At 71.3% G+C, this 24,400-nt stretch carries 21 protein-coding genes; 13 read left to right on the top strand and 8 right to left on the bottom strand.

The window, feature by feature from the left end; all coding sequences use genetic code 11:
* Positions 1-154: 154 nt before the first annotated feature.
* Positions 155-2,764 (top strand): glycoside hydrolase family 9 protein, encoded by a 2,610-nt coding sequence (locus O7624_RS06035; RefSeq protein ID WP_282239236.1) that lies wholly within the window; start codon positions 155-157, stop codon positions 2,762-2,764.
* A 109-nt stretch (positions 2,765-2,873) separates the two neighbouring features.
* On the opposite strand, the gene O7624_RS06040 is transcribed toward O7624_RS06035, so the two are convergent.
* The 3 genes from O7624_RS06040 to O7624_RS06050 are packed head-to-tail and all read right to left on the bottom strand — an operon-like array spanning position 2,874 to position 5,566.
* A complete protein-coding gene (locus tag O7624_RS06040; protein WP_282239237.1) occupies positions 2,874-3,833 on the bottom strand; it encodes a TIGR03885 family FMN-dependent LLM class oxidoreductase in 960 nt (319 codons plus the stop codon).
* A 42-nt stretch (positions 3,834-3,875) separates the two neighbouring features.
* Positions 3,876-5,288, bottom strand: coding sequence for an NADP-dependent succinic semialdehyde dehydrogenase (locus tag O7624_RS06045; RefSeq protein WP_282239238.1), 1,413 nt, complete (start codon positions 5,286-5,288; stop codon positions 3,876-3,878).
* Positions 5,289-5,302: 14 nt separating this feature from the next.
* Positions 5,303-5,566, bottom strand: coding sequence for a DUF6343 family protein (locus O7624_RS06050; protein WP_210935265.1), 264 nt, complete (start codon positions 5,564-5,566; stop codon positions 5,303-5,305).
* Between the two features lie 124 nt (positions 5,567-5,690).
* Here O7624_RS06050 and O7624_RS06055 point away from each other — a divergent pair, with 124 nt between their 5' ends.
* A complete protein-coding gene (locus O7624_RS06055) occupies positions 5,691-6,287 on the top strand; it encodes an antibiotic biosynthesis monooxygenase (protein WP_093404678.1) in 597 nt (198 codons plus the stop codon).
* 138 nt (positions 6,288-6,425) lie between these two features.
* Positions 6,426-7,277, top strand: coding sequence for a GDSL-type esterase/lipase family protein (locus O7624_RS06060; protein WP_282239239.1), 852 nt, complete (start codon positions 6,426-6,428; stop codon positions 7,275-7,277).
* Here O7624_RS06060 and O7624_RS06065 read toward each other — a convergent pair.
* Positions 7,265-8,029, bottom strand: a complete 765-nt coding sequence (locus tag O7624_RS06065; protein ID WP_282239240.1) for an EcsC family protein — start codon at positions 8,027-8,029, stop codon at positions 7,265-7,267. The two genes, O7624_RS06060 and O7624_RS06065, sit on opposite strands and share 13 nt — an antisense overlap.
* A 193-nt stretch (positions 8,030-8,222) precedes the next feature.
* Here O7624_RS06065 and O7624_RS06070 point away from each other — a divergent pair, with 193 nt between their 5' ends.
* The 4 genes from O7624_RS06070 (at position 8,223) to O7624_RS06085 (ending at position 11,794) form a co-directional block, all read left to right on the top strand.
* Positions 8,223-9,146 carry a PAC2 family protein gene (locus O7624_RS06070; RefSeq protein WP_282239241.1) on the top strand — a complete coding sequence of 308 codons (924 nt, stop codon included), beginning with the start codon at positions 8,223-8,225 and terminating at the stop codon, positions 9,144-9,146.
* A gap of 102 nt (positions 9,147-9,248) precedes the next feature.
* A complete protein-coding gene (locus O7624_RS06075; RefSeq protein WP_282239242.1) occupies positions 9,249-10,046 on the top strand; it encodes an exodeoxyribonuclease III in 798 nt (265 codons plus the stop codon).
* Positions 10,047-10,196: 150 nt separating this feature from the next.
* Positions 10,197-11,375: a PASTA domain-containing protein gene (locus O7624_RS06080; protein ID WP_282239243.1), complete on the top strand. Its 1,179-nt coding sequence runs from the start codon at positions 10,197-10,199 to the stop codon at positions 11,373-11,375.
* A 107-nt stretch (positions 11,376-11,482) separates the two neighbouring features.
* Positions 11,483-11,794 carry an antibiotic biosynthesis monooxygenase gene (locus tag O7624_RS06085; RefSeq protein ID WP_282239244.1) on the top strand — a complete coding sequence of 104 codons (312 nt, stop codon included), beginning with the start codon at positions 11,483-11,485 and terminating at the stop codon, positions 11,792-11,794.
* A 12-nt stretch (positions 11,795-11,806) separates the two neighbouring features.
* On the opposite strand, the gene O7624_RS06090 is transcribed toward O7624_RS06085, so the two are convergent.
* On the bottom strand, positions 11,807-12,040 hold the full coding sequence (locus O7624_RS06090; protein ID WP_282239245.1) for a hypothetical protein: 234 nt from the start codon (positions 12,038-12,040) through the stop codon (positions 11,807-11,809).
* A gap of 225 nt (positions 12,041-12,265) precedes the next feature.
* On the opposite strand from O7624_RS06090, the gene O7624_RS06095 reads away from it, so the two are divergent.
* Positions 12,266-12,493 (top strand): GntR family transcriptional regulator, encoded by a 228-nt coding sequence (locus O7624_RS06095; RefSeq protein ID WP_282239246.1) that lies wholly within the window; start codon positions 12,266-12,268, stop codon positions 12,491-12,493.
* Positions 12,494-12,504: 11 nt separating this feature from the next.
* On the opposite strand, the gene O7624_RS06100 is transcribed toward O7624_RS06095, so the two are convergent.
* Both O7624_RS06100 and O7624_RS06105 read right to left on the bottom strand, forming a co-directional pair.
* Positions 12,505-13,140, bottom strand: a complete 636-nt coding sequence (locus O7624_RS06100; protein ID WP_282240559.1) for a class F sortase — start codon at positions 13,138-13,140, stop codon at positions 12,505-12,507.
* 333 nt (positions 13,141-13,473) lie between these two features.
* On the bottom strand, positions 13,474-14,088 hold the full coding sequence (locus O7624_RS06105; protein WP_282239247.1) for a hypothetical protein: 615 nt from the start codon (positions 14,086-14,088) through the stop codon (positions 13,474-13,476).
* 221 nt (positions 14,089-14,309) lie between these two features.
* Between O7624_RS06105 and trmB the strand changes: the two genes are divergently transcribed.
* From trmB to O7624_RS06125, 4 genes are all read left to right on the top strand, one after another.
* Positions 14,310-14,936: a tRNA (guanosine(46)-N7)-methyltransferase TrmB gene (trmB, locus tag O7624_RS06110; protein WP_282240560.1), complete on the top strand. Its 627-nt coding sequence runs from the start codon at positions 14,310-14,312 to the stop codon at positions 14,934-14,936.
* Positions 14,937-15,008: 72 nt separating this feature from the next.
* Positions 15,009-17,513: a DEAD/DEAH box helicase gene (locus tag O7624_RS06115; protein WP_282239248.1), complete on the top strand. Its 2,505-nt coding sequence runs from the start codon at positions 15,009-15,011 to the stop codon at positions 17,511-17,513.
* Between the two features lie 113 nt (positions 17,514-17,626).
* Positions 17,627-18,277: a hypothetical protein gene (locus tag O7624_RS06120; protein ID WP_282239249.1), complete on the top strand. Its 651-nt coding sequence runs from the start codon at positions 17,627-17,629 to the stop codon at positions 18,275-18,277.
* Between the two features lie 457 nt (positions 18,278-18,734).
* Positions 18,735-19,628 carry a hypothetical protein gene (locus tag O7624_RS06125; protein ID WP_282239250.1) on the top strand — a complete coding sequence of 298 codons (894 nt, stop codon included), beginning with the start codon at positions 18,735-18,737 and terminating at the stop codon, positions 19,626-19,628.
* A 174-nt stretch (positions 19,629-19,802) separates the two neighbouring features.
* On the opposite strand, the gene O7624_RS06130 is transcribed toward O7624_RS06125, so the two are convergent.
* On the bottom strand, positions 19,803-20,183 hold the full coding sequence (locus tag O7624_RS06130; RefSeq protein WP_282239251.1) for a cytidine deaminase: 381 nt from the start codon (positions 20,181-20,183) through the stop codon (positions 19,803-19,805).
* 134 nt (positions 20,184-20,317) lie between these two features.
* On the opposite strand from O7624_RS06130, the gene hrpA reads away from it, so the two are divergent.
* Positions 20,318-24,376 carry an ATP-dependent RNA helicase HrpA gene (gene hrpA / locus O7624_RS06135; protein ID WP_282239252.1) on the top strand — a complete coding sequence of 1,353 codons (4,059 nt, stop codon included), beginning with the start codon at positions 20,318-20,320 and terminating at the stop codon, positions 24,374-24,376.
* Positions 24,377-24,400: the final 24 nt, after the last annotated feature.

Genomic DNA, 24,400 nt, shown 5'->3' on the forward strand with positions numbered 1-24,400 from the left:
CGGTGAATCTCACTGAGGGTGAATGTGAATTCTCATCGGATGCGATCGATTGACATGTCCTGCGCGTCCTGGAAACATGCCCGATACCTGGGAGCGCTCCCAGCTTTCGCCCCCACCTCACCCATTCCGTCCCGCTCGTCGGAAGGACTCCCCCGTGACGCCATCCCGACGTCGTCTCGCGGTGCTCGCCGCGGCGACCGCCGTGGCGCTGGTCGGCGTTAGCGCCGGCACCGCGTTCGCAGATCCACCTGCCGACGCACCCGAACAGATCCGCAACGGTGACTTCAGCGACGGCTCGTCGCCCTGGTTCTCATACGGCACCAACACCCTCGGCGTAGTCGATGGCCAGCTCTGCGCCACCGTGGCCGGTGGCCTGGCCAACCCCTGGGACGCCGGCATCGGCCACGACGCGCTTCCGTTGATCGCCGGTGCCGAGTACACCCTCGGCTTCGACGTCACCGCCACGCCTGGTGGCTCGGTCGCCGCCGTGCTGCAACTCGGCAGCGAGCCCTACACCGGCTACTACTCGGTCACCGCCGCCGCGACCCCGACCCAGCAGCGCGTCGAGCGCACCTTCGTCGCTCCGAACGACGACGATCGCGCCCAGCTGATCTTCCAGGTCGGCGGCAGCGCCGAGGCGCAGACCGTCTGCCTGGACAATGTCTCGCTGCGCGGCGGCAACCCGCCCGAGCCGTACGTGCCGGACACCGGCCCCCGGGTGCGGGTGAACCAGGTCGGTTACCTGCCCGGCGGGCCGAAGAACGCCACGGTGGTCACCGAGGCCACCGAGGCGCTGCCCTGGGAACTGCGTTCCGCCTCCGGCGCCGTGCTGGCCAGCGGCACCACCACTCCCCGCGGGGTCGACGAGGCGTCGGCACAGAACGTGCACTCGCTGGACTTCTCGTCGTACCGCACCCCGGGACAGGGGCTGACGCTGGCGGTGGACGGCGAGGTGAGCCATCCGTTCGACATCTCCGGCACGCTCTACGACCAGTTGCGGTCGGACGCCCTGCAGTTCTTCTACATCCAGCGCAGCGGTATCGAAATCGACGGTGACCTGGTCGGCGAGGAGTACGCCCGCCCCGCCGGTCACCTCGACGTCGCCCCGAACCAGGGCGACACCGACGTGCCCTGTGTCGCCAACTCCTGCGACTACCGGCTCGACGTACGCGGCGGTTGGTACGACGCGGGCGACCACGGCAAGTACGTGGTCAACGGCGGCATCGCCACCTACCAGCTGCTGAGCGCCTTCGAGCGGACCAAGAACGCCGCCACGGCCGGCTTCGGCGCCGACCTCGGCGACGGGACGCTGCGGCTGCCCGAGCGGGACAACGGGGTGCCGGACATCCTCGACGAGGCCCGCTGGGAGCTGGAGTTCCTGCTGCGGATGCAGGTTCCGGCCGGCAAGCCACTGGCCGGGATGGCCCACCACAAGATCCACGACCGGAACTGGACCGGCCTGCCGATGCAGCCCGAGGACGACCCGGAGCCGCGCGAGCTGCACCCGCCGTCCACCGCCGCCACCCTGAACCTGGCCGCCACGGCAGCCCAGTGCGCCCGACTGTTCGCCCCGTACGACAAGGAGTTCGCGCAGCGCTGCGACAGCGCGGCGAAGACCGCGTACGCGGCGGCCAAGGCCAACCCGGCCCGGTACGCCCCCGCCACCGGCAACGGCGGTGGCCCGTACGACGACACAAACGTCACCGACGAGTTCTACTGGGCGGCCGCCGAGCTGTACCTGACCACCGGCGAGAGCGCCTACCTGACCGATCTGACCGCCTCGCCGCACCACACCGGTGACGTCTTCGACCCCCGGGGCTTCGGCTGGCAGAGCGTGGCCGCGCTGGGTCGCCTCGACCTGGCCACCGTGCCGAACGGGCTGCCGGCCGCCGAGCAGACCCGAATCCGCGAGTCGGTCATCGACGCCGCTGACGGTTACCTCGCCGAGATCGGCCGGCAGGCGTACGGGCTGCCCATGCCCGGTGACCCGAACAGCTACTTCTGGGGCGGTAACGGCGCCATCATCAACAACGCGGTCGTGCTGGCCACCGCGTTCGACCTGACCGGGGCGGCGAAGTACCGCGACGGCGCGGTGCAGACGATGGACTACATCCTCGGCCGCAACGCGCTGAACATCTCGTACGTGACCGGGTGGGGCGAGCACGCGGCGGAGAACCAGCACAGCCGGATCTTCGGCTTCCAGCTCGACCCGAGCATGCCGAAGCCGCCGGCCGGTTCGATCGCCGGTGGTCCGAACGCCGCGCTCCAGGACCCGTTCGTGGAGCAGCTGCTCGAAGGCTGCGCACCGATGTTCTGCTTCGTCGACGACATCGCCTCGTACTCCACAAACGAGGTGGCGATCAACTGGAACTCGGCGCTGGCCTGGATCTCCTCGTTCCTGGCGGACCAGGGCGATTCCGCTGCGGTGCCGGCGCCCACCTGCACGGTGTCGTACACCAACTACGGCTCGTGGCAGGGCGGCACCGGCTTCACCGCCCAGGTGAACATCCGCAACACCGGCACCGCCGCGGTGAACGGCTGGACCGCCCGGTTCGCCTTCACCGGTGACGCCAAGGTGCGCGAGGCGTGGATGGCCAAGGTGACGCAGTCCGGGGCCACGGTGACCGCGAAGAGCGAGTCGTACAACTCGCGGATCAACCCGGGTGCGTCGGTGATGTTCGGCTTCAACGCCACCACCGGCGGCGGCGCGAACCCGGCGCCCAACCTGGTCACGGTCAACGGCGCGCCCTGCACCGTGTCCTGATCCCCGGGTGGGGTGCCGTCGGCGACCGGCACCCCACCCGGCCCCCACCCTGATGAAGTGATCAAGAAGTTCGTCGGGCATGTGTGGCGGGCTGTGGCTGGGCGGGTGGTCAGGGGCGGAGTTTGGGGAGGACCTGGTCGGCGAAGGTGTCGAGGAAGGGGCGTTGGTCCTGGCCGACGTGGTGGAGGGCGATCTGGTCGAAGCCGAGTGCCACGTACTCCTCCAGCCAGCCCACGTGCCGACCCAGGTCGGCGGAGATGTTGACCACCTCGGCGAGCCGGCTCATCGGCACCTCGGCCGAGACCACGTCGAAGTGTTCCGGCGTGGTCAGGTCCCAGCAGACCGGCGGCGCGAACACGTTGCTGCGCCACTGGTCGTAGGCGACGGCCTCGGCCTCGGCCTGGGCGGGCGCCCAGCTCAGGTGCACCTGGAGGTGCACAGGTCCACGACCTCCGGCCTCCCGGTAGGCGTCGATCATGCGGCGCAGGTGGTCGGTCGGCGCGTTCACCGTGATGAGGCCGTCCGCCCACTCGGCACACCAGCGGGCGGTGGCGACACTGACGGCGGCCCCGACCAGCGCCGGTGGCTGCTCCGGGCGGCTCCACAGCTTCGCCCGGTCGACCCGGACCAGGCCGTCGTGACTGACCTCCTCGCCGGCCAGCAGGGCGCGGATGACGTCCACGCACTCGCGCAGCCGCGCGTTGCGTACGTCCTTGCGCGGCCACGCGTCGCCGGTGATGTGCTCGTTGGCGGCCTCCCCGGAGCCCAGGGCCGCCCAGAACCGACCCGGGTACATGGCCGCGAGCGTGCCGATCGCCTGCGCGATGATCGCCGGGTGGTAGCGCTGCCCGGGCGCGTTGACCACCCCGAATGACAGGCCGGTGGCCTGCAACGCCGACCCGAGCCAGGACCAGGCGAATCCGGAGTGGCCCTGGCGTTCGCTCCAGGGGGCGAAGTGGTCGGAGCACATGGCGGCGTCGAAGCCGACCTGCTCGGCGTGGATCACCGCCGCCAGCAGTTCGCGCGGGTGGATCTGCTCGTGGGAAGCGTGGAACGCGATCGCCGTCATGCCGCGCTTCACTACCCACCCGGGGGCAGGAGTAAGCAGCAGCTACTCGGAGTGGCTGCCGGCGCCGGCAGTGGCGGTGCCCTCCCCCACCCAGACCGTCTTGACGTTGCAGAACTCGTGCATGCCCTGGGCGGAGAGTTCCCGGCCGTAGCCGGAGTTCTTCACCCCGCCGAAGGGCAACTCCGGGTAGGACGTCGTCATCCCGTTGATGAAGACGGCCCCGGCCTCCAGGTCGGCGGCGAACCGCTGCTGCTCCTGCGGGTCGCGGGTCCAGGCGTTCGAGCCGAGCCCGAAGCTGGTGCCGTTGGCCAACTCGATCGCCTCGTCGTACGACGAGGCCCGGTACAACCCGGCGACCGGCCCGAACACCTCCTCCGCCCACATCCGCATACCGGGGTTCAGATCCGTCACCACCGTCGGCGGGTAGAACCAGCCCTCCCCGCTCGGCTTCTCCCCGCCGCAGAGCACCGTGGCTCCTTTGTCGACCGCGTCCCGCACCTGCGCGTCGACCTCGTCGCGCCCCCGCTCGGAGGCCAGCGGGCCGACGTCGGTGCCGCCGTCCATCGGGTCGCCCACCCGCAGCGCCGACATGCGGTGCGCGAACGCCTCGGCGAAGGCGTCGTAGACGTCGGTGTGCACGATGAAACGCTTGGCCGCGATGCAGGACTGGCCGTTGTTCTGGCAGCGGGCGGTGGTGGCAACCTGCGCCGCCAGTTCCACGTCGGCGGAGGGCATCACCACGAACGGGTCGCTGCCACCCAGCTCCAGCACCGTCTTCTTCAGCTCCCGGCCGGCGATCTGCGCGATCGACCGGCCGGCGACCTCACTGCCGGTCAGCGTGGCGGCGCGGACCCGGGGATCGCTCAGAATCCGGTCCACCGCGTCGGAGCCGACCAGCAGGGTGGTGAACGCGCCCTCCGGGAAGCCGGCCCGGCGGAACAGGTCCTCCAGCAGCAGCGCGGTCTGCGGCACGTTGGAGGCGTGCTTGAGCAGGCCGGTGTTGCCGGCCATCAGGGCCGGCGCGGCGAAGCGCATGACCTGCCAGAGGGGGAAGTTCCATGGCATCACCGCCAGCACCGGGCCGATCGGCTGGTAACGGACGAACGCCCGGGTCGCCGAGACCGCCTCGGCGTCGGCCGGCTCGTCGGCGAGGAACTCGGCCGCCCGGTCGGCGTAGAAGCGGCAGGCGGTGGCGCACTTGGTGACCTCGGCCTTGGCGGCGGCGAGCGTCTTGCCCATCTCGGTGGTCATCAGGCGGGCGATCTCGTTCCGCTCCGCCTCCAGCAGGTCGGCCGCCGCGGTCAGCCACCGCCCGCGCTGCTCGATCGTGGTGTCGCGCAACTGCTGGTACGCCAGGTCGGTCCGTTCGATCGCGCCGTCGATCTGCTCGTCGGACATCGCCTCGTACGTCTTGAGCACCTGGCCGTTTGCCGGATTGGTGGTGGCGATGGTCATCAGTGCTTCTCCCGTCACTCGAAGAGCGAGTGCCGCGCGCCGGGCTCCTCCCGGCGGCGGGCGGCGCGACGACGTTGAATGATGATCAGGTCAACCACGGCAACCACCGCGAAGACGGCGCAGACGACCCCCAACCAGGCCACGTCGGCACGGAACGCCAACACCGCGAAAACGGTCATGGTGACGAGCCCGAAGCTGGCCAGCGCCAGTCGCAGATTCAGTGCGCTGTACGCGTGACCGACCGTGCCACGGGCACGCCGAGGCTGTGATCTCGTCATCACCTCCACCTACCCCGCGCCGCCAGCGCTAACCGTCGCCCGCACCCGCTTTCCGGCCGTGCGTTGCGTTACACCGGCCCCACGTGACCCGGCCGATCCGGGCATCGGCGGGGAACATGGACCCATGACCGTGAGCCATGCCGAGCCGGTGACCGTCGCCGTCGCCCGACGCGCCGACCCCGCCCGTACCGACGAGATGGTGGCGTGGATGCGGGCGGGCACGGCGCTGGCCGAGGCGTTCCCGGGCTTCCTGGGCGCGGGTTGGGTACGCCGTGCCCCGGGATCGGGCGACTGGCACATGCTGTACCGGTTCGCCGACCCGGACACCCTGCGACGTTGGGAGGAATCGCCGCAGCGACACTGGTGGCTGACGTCGGCGCAGGGCATCGTCGAGCACACCCACGTCGAGCGGCGGACCGGCATCGAGGGCTGGTTCGACCCGCCGCACGCGGCCGCCGTCGAGCCGCTGGACGCGGAACCGACAGTGCCGCCGTCGCCGCCGCGTTGGAAGCAGGCGGTGACGATCTGGCTGGCGTTCTTCCCGCTCAGCCTGACCGCCACGCTGCTCACCGGCGAGTTCCTGCCGGGGCTGCCGACCGCGGCGCGGGTGCTGCTCATGACGCTCACCCTGACCCCGCTGATGACCTACCTGGTGCTGCCCCGGATCACCCGGGCGCTGCACTGGTGGCTGCACGGCCAGCGGGCACCCTGGCACAGGTAGACGACCGTCAACCCCATACCACGCGAGCCTGGGACACGACAGGGCACTGCCGCATCCCCGACAGCAGCGCGCGATCAACCCGGCCTACGCGCGTAGAGTCACCGTGCTGTCGCTCTGCGCTGTGAGGCTGGGGAAGTCATGCCTGGACGCTGGACCACCGCCGCCGTCTGCCTGCTCGCGCTCGTCGCGTTGGCCTGCGAGGCGGGTGGGGACGCGGCGCCGCGACCGTCGGGCGGCACGGCCCAGCCCGGCTCCCCCCGGGTCGTCGCCGCCCTCGGTGACTCGATCACCACCGGCTTCGGGTCCTGCCTGGTCCTCACCTCGTGCGAGCGCAACTCCTGGTCGACGGGGGACGGACTGCGGGTCGACAGCCACTACCGCCGGCTGCTCGACCGGAACCCCAACCTGCGCGGCAAGGCCCACAACCGCGCCCGGGCGGGAGCCCGGGCCGCCGCGCTGGCCGGCCAGGCCGAGGCGGCGGTACGCGATCGCGCCGACTACGTCACCGTGCTGGTCGGCGCCAACGACGCCTGTCGCGGCACGATCGACGCGATGACCCCGGTGGCCGACTTCCGGGCCGAGATCGACCGAGGGCTGCGGGTGCTGCGCGAGGGGCGGCCGAAGGCCCGTGTCCTGGTCGTCAGCATTCCGAACCTGTACCGGCTCTGGGAGGTCGGCCACGATGAACCCCGGGCGGTACGTGCCTGGCGGCGGGGCATATGTCCGGCGCTGCTGGCCGAGGCGACGTCGACCGCACCGGCGGATCGGAGCCGCCGCGCGGCGTTCCGGGAACGGATCAGTGCATACAACGGTCAGCTGAAGGCGGCCTGCCGGGCGTACGGCTCCCGATGCCGCTATGACGGCGGCGCCGCGCACCGGATCCGCTTCGACCTGGACCTGGTGAACGCGCTTGACTACTTCCACCCCAACGCCGCCGGTCAGTCCCGCCTCGCCGAGGTGACCTGGCGTTCCTCCGGCTACGCCGATTGATCGCCATCTTCCTCGGAATGACGGGGCAGCGGGATCCGGGCCTCGCCGTGTTGACGGTAGAGCGCCCGGGAACGCTCGGCCAGCTTCTTGGTGGCCGACGAGTTCGCCCAGGTGCCAAGGATGATCGCCGCTCCGGGGACCACCTTGGCGAAGAGCCGTTTCGCCGCGCGTACCCCGGCCATCTGGGCGAGGCGGACCCCGAGGTGCAGCATCACCCGGCCGAGCGGCGCCTGCCCGCCACCGCCGAACAGCGCGCCCGCCCGTTCCCGTCCAGCCGCCACGCCCAGCGCCACGCGGGCGCTCGCGGCGACCTTGTGCACCTTCTGCAGCACCAGCAGGTCGGTGGCACGGTCGGAATGCGTCGGGTCGGCACCGTACGCGGCGGCGACGTGCAGGACCATGCGGGCCTGGGTCCAGGCCAGCACGCCGACGTCGATCACCGCACCGGGCAGTCCGGCCGCGCCCGAGACGGCCCCGGAGAGCCGGGCCTGGTTGACGAACCGGCGTACCGCCTGCTCCGCCAGGGCCTCGGCGCCGATGCCGGGCTGCGCGGCCCGGATCCGCTGCACCCACTGCGCGGCCTCCGGACCGAGCCGGCGCACCGCCTCGAGCGCGAGGTGCTCCGGAGCGTACTGCGGATCCTGGCGCATCCGGTCCCACAGCGTGGCCGGTGGCGCCTCGACGACCCGGCTGCCGGGCGGCGGCGGAGCCGGGGTGACGGGTTGGCCCTCGGCGGGCACGGGATCGCTCATCACCTCTCCTTTCGGTGGCGACCATCCATGTGTACCCCGCCGGGGCAACGGCGTACCGTCGGCCGATCGCACGGCGACGCTGGGCCGGGCGGACCGGCCCGACAGGAATGCACGAGGATGGCAGGTACGTTCTGGCGATCGGGGCACCGCGAGTCCGGTGGCCCCGTTACGCACATGCAGGGAGGCCGCACCGGTGCTCGACCCACACGAGCTCTACGAACTCACCGACGATCTGCCCGACCCCGGTCAGCCGGTCCTGATCCAGGCGCTCACCGGTTTCGTCGACGCAGGTAACGCGAGCCGGCTCGCCCGCGAACAGCTGCTCACATCGCTGGAGTCCCGCCCGATCGCCCGGTTCGACCTGGATCAACTCTTCGACTACCGCTCCCGCCGACCGGTGATGACCTTCGTCGAGGACCACTGGGAGAGCTACGACGACCCGGAGTTGGAGCTGCACCTGCTCCACGACGACGACGAGACCCCGTTCCTGCTGCTCACCGGCCCGGAGCCGGACCTTCAGTGGGAACGGTTCACCGCCGCCGTCGCCGGGCTCGCCGCCCGACTGGACGTACGGCTCACCGTCGGGCTCAACGCGATCCCGATGGCGGTGCCGCACACCCGGCCGACCGGCGTGACCGCGCACGCCACCCGGCGTGACCTGATCTCCGGTTACGAACCGTGGCTGCAACGGGTGCAGGTTCCCGGCAGCGTCGGTCACCTGCTGGAGTTCCGCCTCGGCGAGGCGGGCCGCGACGCGCTGGGCTTCGCCGCGCACGTGCCGCACTACGTGGCGCAGGCCGAGTACCCGGCCGCCGCCGAGGTGCTGCTGGCGTCGGTGTCCCGCAGCACCGGGCTGCTGCTGCCCCGGGACGGGCTGCGCTCGGCCGCCGAGGTGGTGCGGGTGGAGATCGACCGGCAGGTCGCGCAGAGCGACGAGGCCACCAGCCTGGTCCAGGCGCTTGAGGAGCAGTACGACGCGTACGCCCGGGGGCGGGGTGAGAAGAACCTGCTCGCCACGGAGAACGGCCCCCTGCCCACGGCCGAGGAACTCGGTGCCGAGTTGGAGCGTTTCCTCGCCGAGCAGACCCGCCCGAACAACGACACCCCGGGGAGTTGACCGGGGGTCTTCGGGCTGACGCGGGCGGCACGCCGACGACCTCGGCGCGTGTCGGCCGGCGGTGGCCGAGCGGGCCCAGCGGGGATGGGGCAGGCTGGCATCATGCGCCTGGCGACGTGGAACGTGAACTCGGTGAAGGCCCGGCTGCCCCGGCTGCTCGACTGGCTGGCCGGCACCGCGCCGGACGTGGTCTGTCTTCAAGAAACCAAGTGCCCCGACGGCGCCTTCCCGGCGACCGAGGTGGGTGAGCTGGGGTACACGGTGGCCAGCCACAGCGACGGCCGGTGGAACGGGGTCGCCATCCTGTCCCGGGTCGGTCTGGCCGACGTCACAGTCGGGTTCCCCGGCGAGCCCGGCTTTCCCGAGCCGGAGGCCCGGGCGATCTCGGCCACCTGCGGCGGGCTGCGGGTCTGGTCGGTGTACGTGCCGAACGGCCGCACGCCCGACGACCCGCACTACGCGTACAAGCTGGCCTGGCTGGCGGCGCTGCGGGACGCGCTGGACACCGAACTGGCGAACCGCGCGCCGCTGGCCGTCTGCGGCGACTTCAACGTGGCCCCCACCGACGACGACGTCTGGGATCCGGCGCTGTTCGTCAACTCCACCCACGTCACCCCGCCCGAACGGGCCGCCCTGGGGGCGCTGCGCGATCTCGGCCTCACCGACGTGGTGCCCACCCCGATGAAGGGCCCGCACCCGTTCACCTACTGGGACTACCGGGCCGGCATGTTCCACCAGAACAAGGGCATGCGCATCGACCTGGTGTACGCCTCGGCCCCGCTGGCCCGCGCCGTCCGGTCAGCGTACGTGGACCGGGAGGCCCGCAAGGGCAAGGGCCCCTCCGACCACGCCCCCGTCGTGGTCGACGCCGACCTCGTCCCCGCCGTCGAGTCCTTCTGAGCGCCACGTCGCGCCCGGCCACTGTGGTCTGTCGGATCGACGGCAGAACTGCGGAACCCAGGCGACACGCCCTGAACTGCGACAATACGCTGGGGTGCAGCGGCGCGTGAGATGCCGCTGACAGACCGTCCGCACGGCGAGGAGCACCCCGTGACCGACGAGATCCGACCCGCCGCCCTCACCCCACCGTCCAGTTGCGCCATCGGCTGGCAGCCCAGCGCCCTGGCCCCCGTCTTCTGGGGCTGGCGCGAGTACGGGCCTACCGACGGCGCGCCCACCCGGGTGCGGGTGTTCCATCCGAGCATCGACCCCACCCCGAACACGGCGCAGCTGCTCAGCGGCTGCGGCAGGTACCCGTTGATCGTGTTCGCCCACGGCTACTGCGAGCAGGACAACAACCACTACCAGCGCTGGATGCGTACCCCGGCGGCGCTGGCCCGTTCCGGTTACATCGTCGCCGTACCCGAACTGCCTGACATCCACGTGCACCCGGCGCAGAGCCCCGACACCCAGCAGGCGCTCGCCAGTACCGTGACCTGGATGCGGCAGGGCTGGCCCGACAAGTCCGTGCTGCTTCCCGCCGCGAAGACCGGCTTCGCCGGCCATTCCCACGGTGCGCTGCACACCGGCATCCTCGCCACCCGCATCCAGGTCGCCGCCGTCGCCTCGCTCAGCGGGGTGTGGAACGACTGGCAGCCCGGCTACGGCACCAAGCCCATCCACCAGGGCACCGTGCCCCGACTGCTGACCTGGGGAGTCGACGATCCACAGGCCACTCTCGACGCCCCTACCTGGAACGCCATCGGCAAACCCCGGCACCGGGCCATCTACGGTGGGGCGGACCACTACGACTACTTCCCGTACAACCAGAACGTGCCCTGCCGGACGAGCAGCGGACCCTGCCCACACGTCGGCATCGCCACCGACGATCTGCTCGTCATGTTCTTCGCCAGGTACCTGCCGCCGGAGCTGTGGCCCGACCTGCCCGGCCGTGTGCCCGCCGACCTCGTCCCGCCGCCGCTGAACCTCCCTCCGGAGCAGGGCTTCTACGCCGGCGGCCACCTCGTCGGCCTGTCCACCTTCAACGCCACCTCCTCGTGCAGCGTCGCCCTCACCGTGGAGCTGCCGCTGGACAAGACCGTCCCCCACGTCCGCGAGATGCTTCGCCAGCAGGCCGACCAGGCCGTACGGGCCGCCGGCCTGGCGCCCGTGTTCACCGGGTCGACAAGTCCTACGGCGTGGGTGGCGAGCCAGTCGCCGGCGGGTGGGACGAAGGTGGTCGCCAACAGCACGGTCTCGATGACCATGCAGTCCGGCCCGCTCCCGTAGCCGTCCGAACGGCCGGCCGCCACCTCCCAGGTGACAGCCCGGTCAGGCCCCGTGACGTCGCACTCGGCCATGGCTCCCAGCGGCGGCGGCCGTACTAGGGTGAGGCCATGGCAGTCGTGAAGATCAACGCGATCGACGTTCCGCCCGGTGGTGGCGAGGAGTTGGAGAAGCGGTTCGCCGCCCGGGCCCGCGCGGTGGAGAACTCCCCCGGCTTCCTCGGCTTCGAACTGCTGCGCCCGGTGGGCGGTGAGAACCGCTATTTCGTCTACACCCGGTGGGAGACCGAACAGGCGTACCAGGACTGGGCCGCCGGCCCCGCCCGAGCCGCCCACGCCGCCCCGCCCGGCGCGGAGCAGCGGCCCCCCGTCGCCTCCGGCGCCACCCTCCTCGAATTCGAGGTCGTACAACAGGTCCCCTGACCGACCGCCCGTTCACCGCTTTTGAAACATCACCGCCACGACCTCGACCGTGACGCCGATCGCCCAGTCGAGCTGAGGGCATTCAGCGCGGCCACGGCATTCCAGGCACCCACCCACCTGGAACGGCTCGGCGACCGCGCGGGTCCAATGGGTCTCTAGAATCCGATTGGCCTCGAACAGCCGACGCATCGGCGAATCCTCCTCAGGATCATCGAGCGGCACGACGACAACCTCCGCTGTGGTCACGACGAGGCCCACCCAAGGGGGCAGAGTCCTGCGTCGTGCTCCCCCTGGGCGGTTGGCCAGGTACCTCGGGAGTGCTGAAGTCCAGAAGCACCGACCACTGTCTCACTGTATCCACTGTCTCAGTGTAGTCAAGTTCTCACTGTCTTCACTTTGCCGGGTGGGCGGCTTGCCTTGATCACGTTTTGGCTGGAAGCATGATCTCTGCTGAAGTCCAGGAGTGCCGACATGCCAACCAGACCACCGCACTATCTGCGGGTAGCCGACGACATCGAAGCGAAGATCAAGTCAGGCGAATACGCGGCAGGACAACAACTTCCCTCGGTTTCGGAAATTGGTGAGATCTACCAGGTCGCCCGGTCAACGGCGTACCGGGCCGTGAAGGAACTGCATGCCCGTGACCTGATCTACGGACAACAAGGGCAGGGCGTTTTCGTCGCCGAGCCGGAGCAGTAGCGGCCGGTACGTCAGGCGGGGCGGGTGGTGGTGAGGGTGGCGAAGGCTATGACGTTGTCGGCGTAGCCGGTGCCACCGCCGAGCCACTCGCCGCCGCAGGTGATCAGCCGCAGACCGGGCGGGCCCTCGTGACCATAGACCCGGTCGGCGGGCAGCCGGTCCTTAGGAAAGTGCTCCACCGAGTTGACGGTGAACACGGCCACCGAATCGTCCTCCCGGACCACCTCGACGGTGTCACCCACCTTCAGCTTGCCCAGGTCGTAGAAGACCGACGGGCCGCTCCTGGTGTCCACGTGCCCGACGATGACCGCCGGACCCGGGTCGCCCGGCACCGGCCCACGGTCGTACCACCCGGTTTCCTCGTGCCGGCTCAGCGGCGGCACGGCGATCGAGCCGTCCGGTGCGTCGCCGACCGGCTGCACCGGTGCCGAGACGTCGATCGACGGGATGGACAGGCTCACCGGCCGCGCGGCGGTACGCCCGGCGGGTACCGCCGACGCTCCGCCGGAGCCGCGTTCATCGCCGGTGGTGGTCCAGTCGAGCGGTCCGCCGACGGTGTGCCCCAGCCCAGCGCCGGTGGCGAACACGCCGGCCAGCACGAGCAGCACCGCGAGCGGCAGTGACCACGGGCTGCGCCCGGAGCGCACTACCCGGCGAGGCCCGGCCGCGCCCCGTGGGGCACGGCGTCGATCGGTGAACGGTGCCGCGGCGCGAGCGCGCCGGGAGCCGAGGTCCGGCACCGCCGCCCAGCCGTGCGGGCGCGGCGTGGCACCGGGGCCCGCAGGGCGGTCGCCGTGGCGCGGTGGCGGGCTGGCCGCGGGTACGAACAGGTCGGGGCGGTAGCTGGGCCGGGGTGGGCTACCGGCGGGGCGGGCCGGGAGGCCGGCGCCGGTTCGCGGGGTGGCCCGGCCGACGCCGGTGCGTCCAGGCGTACCGGCCGAGCCGCTGGGGCGGGGTGCGCGGGCGGTGGTCATGGCGGCTCACCGTCGACTGCCGCGACGGCGGGTCGCGGTGACCCAGAGGACCATGCCGGTGACGGTCAACGCCAGACCGCCAGGGAGGAGCAGATTTGCGGTGATGTTGCCGGCACCACCGCCGAAGCCGGTCGCCGGGCCCCGACTGGGCTTCATGTGGCGTACGACCTGGATCATGGTGGATGCGGTCTCGCCACCCCGGCACTCCAGCTTGACCCGGTAGTTGCCGGGGAGGACCCGCTCCTTGACCATCGCCGTGCCGGTCAGCAGCCCGCGCTGCGGCTGCACGGCGACCCGGCCGAACGCGTCCGAGACGACGATGGCGCCCACCGAGTTGTCGTGGCAGCTGGCCCGGAGCCCGACCAGATGGCCCGGTTCCACCATGCTCGGCGAAACCTCCACGAACACGGTCGGGCCCGGCTGCGGCGCGCCCGCAGGCGCACCGGGTTGCCCACCGCCGGGTTGCCCGGCGACGACCGGCGCGACGGCGGCCCGCGCGGGTGAGGCCACGGCCGGCGTCGCCGCCAGCAGCGGAGTGGCCAGGGTGAGCGCGAGCAGCGGAACGAAGGCTGCGACGGTACGCGGCGAAGCAGCGGACAGCGCCTGCCTGGCTGCTGACACGATGCCCCCTCCCGGTGCGCCGATGCGGTCGCCGGGCACTGCCGGACACCCGGTCCTGCCTTCCACCGATGATGGTCTCACCACCGGGCGTACATCACATCCGGTCTTGCGTGGTGCTCGCGTAGGCTCGGTTGGTGGTGACCTCCACCGACCCGACTCCCGCCGTCGCCGCGCCGCACCTGGCGCGGGCGATCCGTACCTACCACCCGCGGCGCGGCCGGATGAGCGGCCGGCAGGTGACGGCGTTGGACCAGCTCTGGCCGCGGTACGGGCTGCGCGTCGCCGACGCCGACCCGTTCGACCCTGTCGGCCTGTTCGGCCGCCGGGCCCCACTGGTGGTCGAGATCGGTTCCGGCATGGGCGATGCGACCGCCGAGATGGCCGCCGCCGACCCGGATCGAGATTATCTGGCGGTCGAGGTGCACACCCCGGGAATCGCGAACCTGCTGGACCTGATTCACCTTCGTGACCTGGGCAATGTCCGGATCGTCGAGGGCGACGCGATGGAGTTGCTCGATCTGCTGCCGCCCAGTTCGCTGGACGCGGTGCACGTCTTCTTTCCGGACCCGTGGCCGAAGTCCCGCCACCACAAGCGGCGGCTGATCCAGCCGACCCATGTGGCGCGGTTGCGTTCCCGGTTGGCGGTCGGCGGCACGCTGCACTGCGCCACCGACTGGGCTGAGTACGCCGAGGCGATGCGGGCGACGCTGGACGCCGACCCGGGTCTGGTCAACGCCTACGACGGGTACGCTCCCCGGCCCGCGTACCGGCCGGTGACCCGGTTCGAGCGGCGGGCGCTGCGGGCCGGCCGCCCGGTCGCCGACCTGATCTACCGCCGCCACGGGTAGGCCCGACGGCGGGCGAGCGCCGGCTGCCCCGGTTGGCGCACAAGCAATTCATCCAGGCACCATGGACCGGCCATGACACTCACCGCCGCGCTGCCGAAGACCGCCGACCCCGACACCCTCTACGACGCGTTCGCCAGTTGGGCGTCCGAGCGCGGCCTGGACCTCTACCCCCACCAGGAGGAGGCGGTCATCGAGATCGTCTCCGGGGCCAACGTGATCATGAATACCCCGACCGGCTCGGGTAAGAGCCTGGTCGCCATCGCGGCGCACTTCGCCGCCCTGGCCGACGACCGGACGACCTTCTACACCGCGCCGATCAAGGCGCTGGTGTCGGAGAAGTTCTTCGCGTTGTGCGAGGTGTTCGGCGCCGAGAACGTCGGGATGCTCACCGGCGACGCCAGCGTCAACGCCGACGCCCCGATCATCTGCTGCACCGCGGAGATCCTGGCCAACCTGGCGCTGCGCGAGGGCGCCCGGGCCGACGTCGGCCAGGTGGTCATGGACGAGTTCCACTTCTACGCCGAACCGGACCGGGGCTGGGCCTGGCAGGTACCGCTGATCGAGCTGCCGCAGGCCCAGTTCGTGCTGATGTCGGCGACGCTCGGCGACACCACCCGGTTCGTCGACGACCTGACCCGGCGTACCGGCCGGGCGACCGCCGTCGTCCGCTCGGCCGAGCGGCCGGTCCCGCTGCTCTTCTCGTACGCGATGACACCGCTGCACGAGACCCTCGAAGAGCTGCTGGAGACCAAGCAGGCCCCGGTGTACGTGGTGCACTTCACCCAGGCCGCCGCCCTGGAACGCGCCCAGGCGCTGATGAGCGTAAACGTCTGCACCCGGGCCGAGAAGGACATGATCGCGGCGGCGATCGGCGGGTTCCGGTTCACCTCCGGCTTCGGCAAGACGCTGTCCCGGCTGGTCCGGCACGGCATCGGCGTGCACCACGCCGGAATGCTGCCCAAGTACCGCCGGCTGGTGGAGACCCTCGCCCAGGCCGGGCTGCTCAAGGTCATCTGCGGTACGGACACCCTCGGTGTCGGGATCAACGTGCCGATCCGCACGGTGCTGTTCACCGGCCTGTCCAAGTACGACGGGGTACGCACCCGGCTGCTGAAGGCCCGCGAGTTCCATCAGATCGCCGGTCGGGCCGGCCGGGCCGGCTTCGACACCATCGGCCGGGTCGTGGTGCAGGCGCCCGAACACGTCATCGAGAACGAGAAGGCTCTCGCCAAGGCGGGCGACGACCCGAAGAAGCGACGCAAGGTGGTGCGCAAGAAGCCGCCGGAGGGTTCCATCGGCTGGGGCAAGCCCACCTTCGACCGCCTGGTGGAGGCCGAACCGGAACCGCTCACCTCCAGCTTCCAGGTCAGCCACTCGATGCTGCTCAACGTCATCGGCCGCCCCGGCGACGCGTTCGTGGCCATGCGGCACCTGCTCACCGACAACCACGAGGACGCGGCGGCCCAGCGCCGGCACATCCGCCGGGCCATCGCCATCTACCGGGCGCTGCGGGCCGGCGGCGTGGTCGAGGAACTGCCCGAGCCGGACGAGACCGGGCGGCGGGTCCGGCTCACCGTCGACCTGCAACTCGACTTCGCGCTCAACCAGCCGTTGTCCCCGCTCGCGCTGGCCACCATCGAGTTGCTGGACAGCGAGTCCCCGTCGTACGCCCTGGATGTGCTGTCGGTGATCGAGTCGATCCTCGACGACCCGCGCCAGGTGCTCTCCGCGCAGCAGTTCAAGGCTCGCGGCGAGGCGGTCGCCGCGATGAAGGCCGAGGGCATCGAGTACGAGGCCCGGCTCGAACTGCTCGACGAGGTGACCTGGCCGAAGCCGCTCGCCGAGCTGCTGGAGAACGCCTACGAGATGTACCGGCGGGGGCACCCCTGGGTGGCCGACCACCAGCTCTCCCCCAAGTCCGTGGTCCGGGACATGTACGAGCGGGCGATGACCTTCACCGAGTACGTGCAGTTCTACGGGTTGTCCCGCTCGGAGGGGCTGGTGCTGCGCTACCTGGCCGACGCGTACAAGACGCTGCGGCAGACAGTGCCCGAGGAGGCCAAGACCGAGGAACTGGTCGACCTGATCGAGTGGCTGGGTGAGCTGGTCCGCCAGGTCGACTCCAGCCTCATCGACGAGTGGGAACGGCTGCGCAACCCGACCGACCTGCCCGAGGTGGCCGCTGCCCTGGACGACCGCCCGGCGGCGGTGACCCGCAACCCGCGGGCGTTCCGGGTGCTGGTGCGCAACGCCCTGTTCCGGCGGGTCGAGCTGGCCGCGCTGCGGCACTGGGACGCGCTCGGCGAGTTGGACGCCGACTCCGGCTGGCCCGCCGACGCCTGGGCCGACGCGCTGGAGCCCTACTTCGAGTCGTACGACGGCATCGGAACCGGCCCGGACGCCCGCGGCCCGGCGCTGCTCATGATCGAACAGGGTCGGGAGCGCTGGACGGTGCGGCAGATCCTGGACGACCCGGAGGGCGACCACGACTGGGGCATCAGCGCCGAGGTCGACCTGGCCGCCTCCGACGAGGCGGGTGCCGCCGTCGTGCGGATCACCGACGTCGGCCAGCTCTGAAATTTTTCCTACGGGGGCCGTCCGGGATGCCCGGGCGGCCCCTTTCGTGCCCTGGGCGATGTCAGGGTCGTCGATTAGAATGTATGTACTAATCGAGTTCCTGACCTGGGAGGATGCTCGTGACCGCGACCGTCTCCGCCCCCCTCACGCCGTACGCAACCCTCCTCGGTTTCACCCGGTACGTCGACCGCACCGGTCCGACCAAGGCCAGCTTCGTCGGCGGCCTGCGCCGGCAGCGGGCGAGCCGTTCCGGGTTCAACCCGCACGGCCAGTTCGTCAAGGCGCTCAAGGCCGACATCGCCTTCCACACCGGCGGCACCCACCTGGCGCAGGTGGTCGACGTGGTCAAGCCCCGCTGGCGTCCGCTCTACCAGTCGCTCGTGCCCGGCGCGACGGCCTGGCTGCACTCGCTCGGCGAGCCCGCCGGGGTCGACCTGGCCCAGACCCGCGACGCGCTGGCCATGCTCGGCGACCTCCCGATCAAGATCAACCCCCACTTCGGCATCCGGTACGCAGACGGCCGCGCCGAGGCGGTGCGCCTGCACTTCGACGAGGCCCCGCCCAGCGAGGAGGCGACCCTGGCGGCACTGCACCTGACCGCCCGCCACATGGACGCCGTGCTCCCGCACGCCGAGCCGGTCCTGGTCGACGTGCGCCGGGGCATCACCCACCGGATGCCCGACAACGCCAGGCCCCACGAGATCGAAAGCTGGCTCGCCGGCGAGGCAGCCGCCTTCCGCGCCATCTGGTCCGCCGCCGCCTGACCCACCCGCCCCCGCGCCGCCCCGCCCCCGCGCCGCCCGGCCCCACGCTGCCCCGTGCCGCGCCGTCCCACGCCGTCCCGCGCCGCGCCGTCCCGCGCCGCGCCGTCCCGCGCCGCGCCGTCCCGCGCCGCGCCGTCCCGCGCCGCGCCGTCCCGCGCCGCGCCGTCCCGCGCCGCGCCGTCCCGCGCCGCGCCGTCCCGCGCCGCGCCGTCCCGCGCTGCCCCGTGCCGTGCCGTGCCGTGCCGTGCCGTAAAGATATGAGCAACTTCGGGGGAAGTGTCGCCTCGACGCACCCGGAAGCAGCACTTTTCCCGAAGTTGCTTGAGCAGTAGCGCCCCGGCAGGGCGGCAGGGCGGCGCGGTGGGGCGGCGGGGCGGGGCGGGTGGGGCGGCGACGGGGCGGCGGGGTTATCCACAGGGGCGGCGGGCGGTGCTTGCGGTCGTCCATGGTGGACGGCATGACCAAATCTGCTCGGCGTCCGCCGCAACTGCGTGGACGCCTCTTCCGTGGTTCCCGCGCTGTGGCCCGAGGGCTACTGACCCGGGGTGAGCTACGCAGCCGGGCGTGGCGACCGGTCTTCCGAGACGTGTACGCCGACGCACAGCTCACGATCTCGCACCGCACCCGGTGCCTGGCCGCAGCGCGGTGGATGCTGCCACCCGGGGCGGTGATCGCCGGTCGGAGCGCCGCTGCACTGTTCGGTGCCGGGTTCATCGGGGATGCCGAACCGCTCGACATCCTTGTGCCGACAGGGCTCCGGTTCGGGCCGGTTGCCGGTCTCGTCGTGCACACCGGCGAAATCGCCGAGGCCGACGTGGTGTCGCACGCCGGCATGCCGGTCACCACGCCGCTGCGCACCTGCTGGGATTTGGCCCAGTGGCTGAATCCGGAGGAGGCCGTGGTCGTGGTGGACAGGCTGCTCGGTCAACGACTGGTGCGCGCCGATCAGCTGCGGGAAATGGTGGACCGCCGTCGCGGTGCCCGAGGCTGGAGACGCATGCTTCGGGTGGCACAGCTGGCCGACCCGGGCGCGGAGTCGGCTCAGGAGTCGCGGCTTCGGGTGCGGATCGTGCTGGCCGGTGTTCGCCGGCCGGTCACCCAGTTCGTGGTGGAGCGCGACGGCAGGTTCATCGCCCGGGTCGACCTCGCCTGGCCGGAACTCAAGATCGCGGTCGAGTACGACGGACTCTGGCACGACGATCCGCAGCAACTCCATCGCGACCGGCAACGCCTGAACCGTCTGCTCGGCGAGGACTGGATCGTGTTGCACGTGACCGCACAACGGCTCCGCGAGGACTTCGACGGCTTCCTCGCCGAACTCCGCCAAGCAATCCGCACCCGCACCCGCTGATCCCGCCACCCCACGCACAAGCCCGAACGGGCACAAGCGCGGACGGCAGCAAGCGCTGACGGGCACAAGCGCAGACGACAGTTTCGGGGAAACTGCCGCCTTAGCTCGTGTCGAGGGGACACTTTCCCCGAAGTTGCACACGCCGCCGTGGATCACGGCGGCGAGCCGGGCAGGCTAGCGGGGGGTGGGTGGGGTCAGGTCGGTGACGGGCACGACGTTCGGGTCCTCGGGGTTGCCGACGATGACGCGTAAGGCCGGATAGCGGTCGGCCAGGAGCTGGCGACAGGCATCGCAGGGGGTGACGAGGGAGCGGCCCCGGTCGCCGACGGTGACGATCGTCTCCAGCTCTGCCACGCCCTGGGTGGCAGCGGTGCCGAGCGCGACCGTCTCGGGGCAGGCCCCTCCCGTGGCATGCACCACGTTGACTGCGGAGATCACCCGACCGTCGGCGGTACGCGCCGCCGTGGCGAGGGTGTGGATGGCGCTGCGGCAACGCAGCTTCGCCACCGCGCTGGCAGCCTGCACCAGCGCCCGATCGGTGTCACGCATCTTCATCGCCGTCCCCGTGTCCCGCTCCCAGCCCGGCGCCCAACGATAGACCGGCCGGAGCAGCCGGCCCGAGCAGGCCGGGCACGGCGCGGGTAACCAGGAGGCGGACCGGCAACCGGCTGCCTATCCTTGGCCACGACATGCAGAATCCAGCCTCACCCGCCGCGACCGATCCCGTTCGGGAGTTGCAGCGTCGCCTCTCCCCGCTGATGTTCCGCGACCAGCGTCAGCTGCGCCGTCGACTCGACGGGCTGCGGAAGCTCCGCGACCCGCAGCGACGCGATTCGGTGCTGGCGGAGATCGTCGCCGAGACGGCTGCGGCGGAGGGCCGGCTGGAGCGGCGGAAAGCCGCGGTGCCGAAGATCGTCTACCCGGCGAGTCTGCCGGTCAGCGAGCGCAAGGATGACATCGCCGCGGCGATCCGCGACCACCAGGTGGTGATCGTGGCGGGCGAGACCGGCTCGGGCAAGACCACCCAGTTGCCGAAGATCTGCCTGGAGCTGGGGCGTGGCATCAGCGGCCTGATCGGGCACACCCAGCCCCGGCGGCTGGCGGCGCGTACGGTGGCCGACCGGATCGCCGAGGAGTTGGGGACCGAGCTCGGGGACGTGGTCGGCTACAAGGTGCGCTTCACCGATCAGGTGGGCGAGAACAGCCTGGTCAAGCTGATGACCGACGGCATCCTGCTGGCCGAGTTGCAGACCGACCGGATGCTGCGCCAGTACGACACGTTGATCATCGACGAGGCGCACGAGCGCAGCCTCAACATCGACTTCATTCTCGGGTACCTCCGGCAGCTTCTGCCGCGCCGTCCCGACCTCAAGGTGATCATCACCTCGGCGACCATCGAGACCGACAGGTTCGCGCGGCATTTTGCCGGGCCACCGACCGCCGAGCATCCCGACGGCGAGCCGGCGCCGGTGGTGGAGGTCTCCGGCCGGACCTATCCGGTGGAGGTGCGCTACCGGCCGCTTGTCGAGGTCGCCGACGGCGACGAGGAGGAAGCCGACGAGGAGAACGTCCGCGACCAGATCCAGGCGATCGGTGACGCGGTCGAGGAGCTGGCCGCCGAGGGGCCGGGCGACATCCTGGTCTTCCTCAGCGGTGAGCGGGAGATCCGGGACACCGCCGAGGCGCTGGGCAAGCTGGTGCAGAACAAGCGGTCCCTGCTCGGCACCGAGATCCTGCCGCTGTACGCCCGGCTCAGCGTCGCCGAGCAGCACCGGGTCTTCGCCCCGCACGGCGGGCGGCGGGTGGTGCTGGCCACGAACGTGGCGGAGACCTCGCTTACCGTGCCGGGCATCAAGTACGTGGTGGATCCCGGCACCGCCCGGATCTCCCGCTACTCGCAGCGGCTGAAGGTGCAGCGGCTGCCGATCGAGCCGATCTCGCAGGCCAGCGCCAACCAGCGCAAGGGCCGCTGCGGGCGTACCTCGGACGGCATCTGCATCCGGCTCTACGACGAGCAGGACTTCGACTCCCGCCCCGAGTTCACCGACCCGGAGATCCTGCGGACCAACCTGGCCTCGGTCATCCTCCAGATGACCGCCATCGGCCTGGGCGACATCGCCGCGTTCCCGTTCATCGACCCGCCGGACCGCCGCAACATCACCGACGGCGTGAACCTGTTGCACGAGTTGGGCGCGATCGACCCGACCGAGACCGAGCCGAGCCGACGGCTCACCACGCTCGGCCGGCGGCTGGCGCAGTTGCCGGTCGACCCTCGGCTGGCCCGGATGGTGCTGGAGGGCGAACGCAACGGCTGTGCCACCGAGGTGATGGTGATCGCCGCGGCCCTGTCGATTCAGGATCCGCGCGAGCGGCCGGCGGAGAAGCAGGCCCAAGCCGATCAGGCACACGCCCGGTTCGCCGACGCCGAGTCCGACTTCGTCGCGTACCTCAACCTGTGGCGGTACCTGCGGGAGCAGCAGCGGGCGCTCTCCTCAAGCGCGTTCCGGCGGATGTGTCGGGCCGAGTACCTCAACTACCTGCGGGTCCGGGAGTGGCAGGACATCGTCAGCCAGTTGCGGCAGGTGCTGCGTACCCCTGACGACAGGAACCGGGGACGGAGCCGGCGGGGCGGCGCGGACGGCGCGCCCGACGGCGGTGGGCGACGCCAGATCGGCGCGGACCTGCCGGAGGAGATCGACACACCGAAGGTGCACCAGTCGCTGCTGCCGGGCCTGCTGTCACACGTCGGCCTCAAGGACGCGCAGAAGCACGAGTACCTGGGCGCGCGCGGGGCGAAGTTCGCCCTGTTCCCGGGCTCGGCGTTGTTCCGCAAGCCGCCCCGCTGGGTGATGGCCGCCGAGCTGGTGGAGACCTCCCGGCTGTGGGGGCGGGTGAACGGGCGGATCGAGCCGGAGTGGGTCGAGCCGCTCGCCCAGCACCTGGTCAAGCGCAGCTACAGCGAGCCGCACTGGGAGAAGAAGCAGGCGGCGGTGATGGCGTACGAGAAGGTCACCCTCTTCGGCGTCCCGCTTGTCACCAGTCGGAAGGTCAACTTCGGTCGGATCGACCCGACGCTGAGCCGGGAGCTGTTCATCCGGCACGCGCTGGTCGAGGGCGACTGGTCCACCCACCACCAGTTCTGGCGGGACAACCAGCGGCTGCTGACCGAGATCGAGGAGCTGGAGAACCGGGCCCGGCGGCGCGACATCCTGGTCGACGACGAGACGATCTTCCAGTTCTACGATGAGCGGATTCCCCCCGAGGTGGTCTCCGGGCGGCACTTCGACAGCTGGTGGAAGAAGACCCGCCGGGAGCGGCCCGAGCTGCTCACCTTCACCCGGGAGCTGCTTGTCAACGCGGGCCGGGGCGGGCTGGACGAGGCCGACTATCCCGACGAGTGGCGGGCCGACGGGGTGGCGCTGCCGCTGACGTACACGTTCGACCCGGGTACGGCGACCGACGGCGTGACTGTGGACATTCCGCTGCCGTTGCTCAACCAGGTGCCCGCCGAGAGCTTCGACTGGCAGGTGCCGGGGCTGCGTGAGGAACTCGTCGTGGCGCTGATCCGGTCGCTGCCGAAGCCGGTACGGCGCAACTTCGTGCCGGTACCCGACTACGCCCGGGCCGCGCTGGCCGCGATCACTCCCGGCGAGGAGCCGCTGCTGGACGCGCTGACCCGGCAGCTGCGGCGGATGACCGGGGTAACCGTGCCGAGGGACGCGTGGGACCTGGGCAGGCTGCCGCCGCACCTGCGGGTCACCTTCCGGGTGCTCGGCGACGACGACAAGCCGGTCGCCGAGGGCAAGGATCTGCCGGCCCTGCAACGCCAGCTCAAGGCGGAGGTACGCCAGGTGGTGGCCGCGGCCGCGCCGGAGGTGGCCAGATCGGGGCTGACCGGCTGGGAGATCGGCACGCTGCCGCGCACCATGGAGCAGGTACGGGCCGGGTACGCGGTGACCGCCTACCCGGCGCTTGTGGACGAGGGCGCCACGGTCGGCGTGAAGGTGTTCGACTCCCCGGCCGAGCAGGAGGCCGCCCACTGGGCCGGCACCCGTCGGCTGCTGCGGCTGACCGTGCCGTCCCCGGCGAAGTTCCTCCAGGGCCGGTTGACCAACGAGGCGAAGCTGGCGTTGTCCCGCAACCCGCACGGCGGGGTGCAGGCGTTGATCGAGGACGCGGCCGGCGCGGCGATCGACAAGCTGATCGCCGACGCGGGCGGGCCGGCCTGGGACGAGGCGGGTTTCGCCGCGCTGCGCGAGAAGGTCCGGGCCGAGCTGGTGGACACGGTGGTGGCGGTGATGGACCGGGTCCGGGCGGTGCTCGCCACCGCGTACGCGGTGCAGCAGCGCCTCGGCGCGACGCGGAACCTGGCCGTGGTGGCCGCTCTGGCCGACGTCCGCAACCAGCTCACCGGCCTGGTGCACGCCGGCTTCATCACCGAGGCCGGGTATGCCCGGCTGCCCGACCTGCTGCGCTACCTGACCGCGATCGAGCGCCGGCTGGACCGGCTGCCCGGCAACCCCGCGCGCGACAAACAACAGCAGGACCGCGTCGCGGTGGTGCAGCGCGAGTACGACGAGCTACTGGCCGCCCTGCCCCCGGCGCGGCGCTCATCTCAGGCGGTGCGCCAGATCCGCTGGATGATCGAGGAGTTGCGGGTCAGCATCTTCGCCCAGGCCCTCGGCACCCCCTATCCCGTCTCCGAGCAACGCATCTACCGCGCCATGGACGACGCCGAAGGGCGCTGACCGATAACTGCAGGTCGTCGTGGC

The sequence above is a fragment of the Verrucosispora sp. WMMD1129 genome (assembly GCF_029581255.1).
Taxonomy (GTDB): Bacteria; Actinomycetota; Actinomycetes; order Mycobacteriales; family Micromonosporaceae; genus Micromonospora; species Micromonospora sediminimaris.

Excerpts from the sequence above, each read along its gene's own strand:
- hrpA (WP_282239252.1), top strand. The coding sequence starts at position 20,318 with ATGCAGAATCCAGCCTCACCCGCCGCGACCGATCCCGTTCGGGAGTTG.
- O7624_RS06055 (WP_093404678.1), top strand. The coding sequence starts at position 5,691 with ATGACCGTGAGCCATGCCGAGCCGGTGACCGTCGCCGTCGCCCGACGC.
- O7624_RS06065 (WP_282239240.1), bottom strand. The coding sequence starts at position 8,029 with ATGAGCGATCCCGTGCCCGCCGAGGGCCAACCCGTCACCCCGGCTCCG.
- O7624_RS06085 (WP_282239244.1), top strand. The coding sequence starts at position 11,483 with ATGGCAGTCGTGAAGATCAACGCGATCGACGTTCCGCCCGGTGGTGGC.
- O7624_RS06060 (WP_282239239.1), top strand. The coding sequence starts at position 6,426 with ATGCCTGGACGCTGGACCACCGCCGCCGTCTGCCTGCTCGCGCTCGTC.
- O7624_RS06130 (WP_282239251.1), bottom strand. The coding sequence starts at position 20,183 with ATGAAGATGCGTGACACCGATCGGGCGCTGGTGCAGGCTGCCAGCGCG.
- O7624_RS06050 (WP_210935265.1), bottom strand. The coding sequence starts at position 5,566 with ATGACGAGATCACAGCCTCGGCGTGCCCGTGGCACGGTCGGTCACGCG.
- trmB (WP_282240560.1), top strand. The coding sequence starts at position 14,310 with ATGAGCGGCCGGCAGGTGACGGCGTTGGACCAGCTCTGGCCGCGGTAC.
- O7624_RS06120 (WP_282239249.1), top strand. The coding sequence starts at position 17,627 with ATGCTCGTGACCGCGACCGTCTCCGCCCCCCTCACGCCGTACGCAACC.
- O7624_RS06125 (WP_282239250.1), top strand. The coding sequence starts at position 18,735 with ATGACCAAATCTGCTCGGCGTCCGCCGCAACTGCGTGGACGCCTCTTC.
- O7624_RS06115 (WP_282239248.1), top strand. The coding sequence starts at position 15,009 with ATGACACTCACCGCCGCGCTGCCGAAGACCGCCGACCCCGACACCCTC.
- O7624_RS06045 (WP_282239238.1), bottom strand. The coding sequence starts at position 5,288 with ATGACCATCGCCACCACCAATCCGGCAAACGGCCAGGTGCTCAAGACG.
- O7624_RS06095 (WP_282239246.1), top strand. The coding sequence starts at position 12,266 with ATGCCAACCAGACCACCGCACTATCTGCGGGTAGCCGACGACATCGAA.
- O7624_RS06040 (WP_282239237.1), bottom strand. The coding sequence starts at position 3,833 with ATGACGGCGATCGCGTTCCACGCTTCCCACGAGCAGATCCACCCGCGC.
- O7624_RS06075 (WP_282239242.1), top strand. The coding sequence starts at position 9,249 with ATGCGCCTGGCGACGTGGAACGTGAACTCGGTGAAGGCCCGGCTGCCC.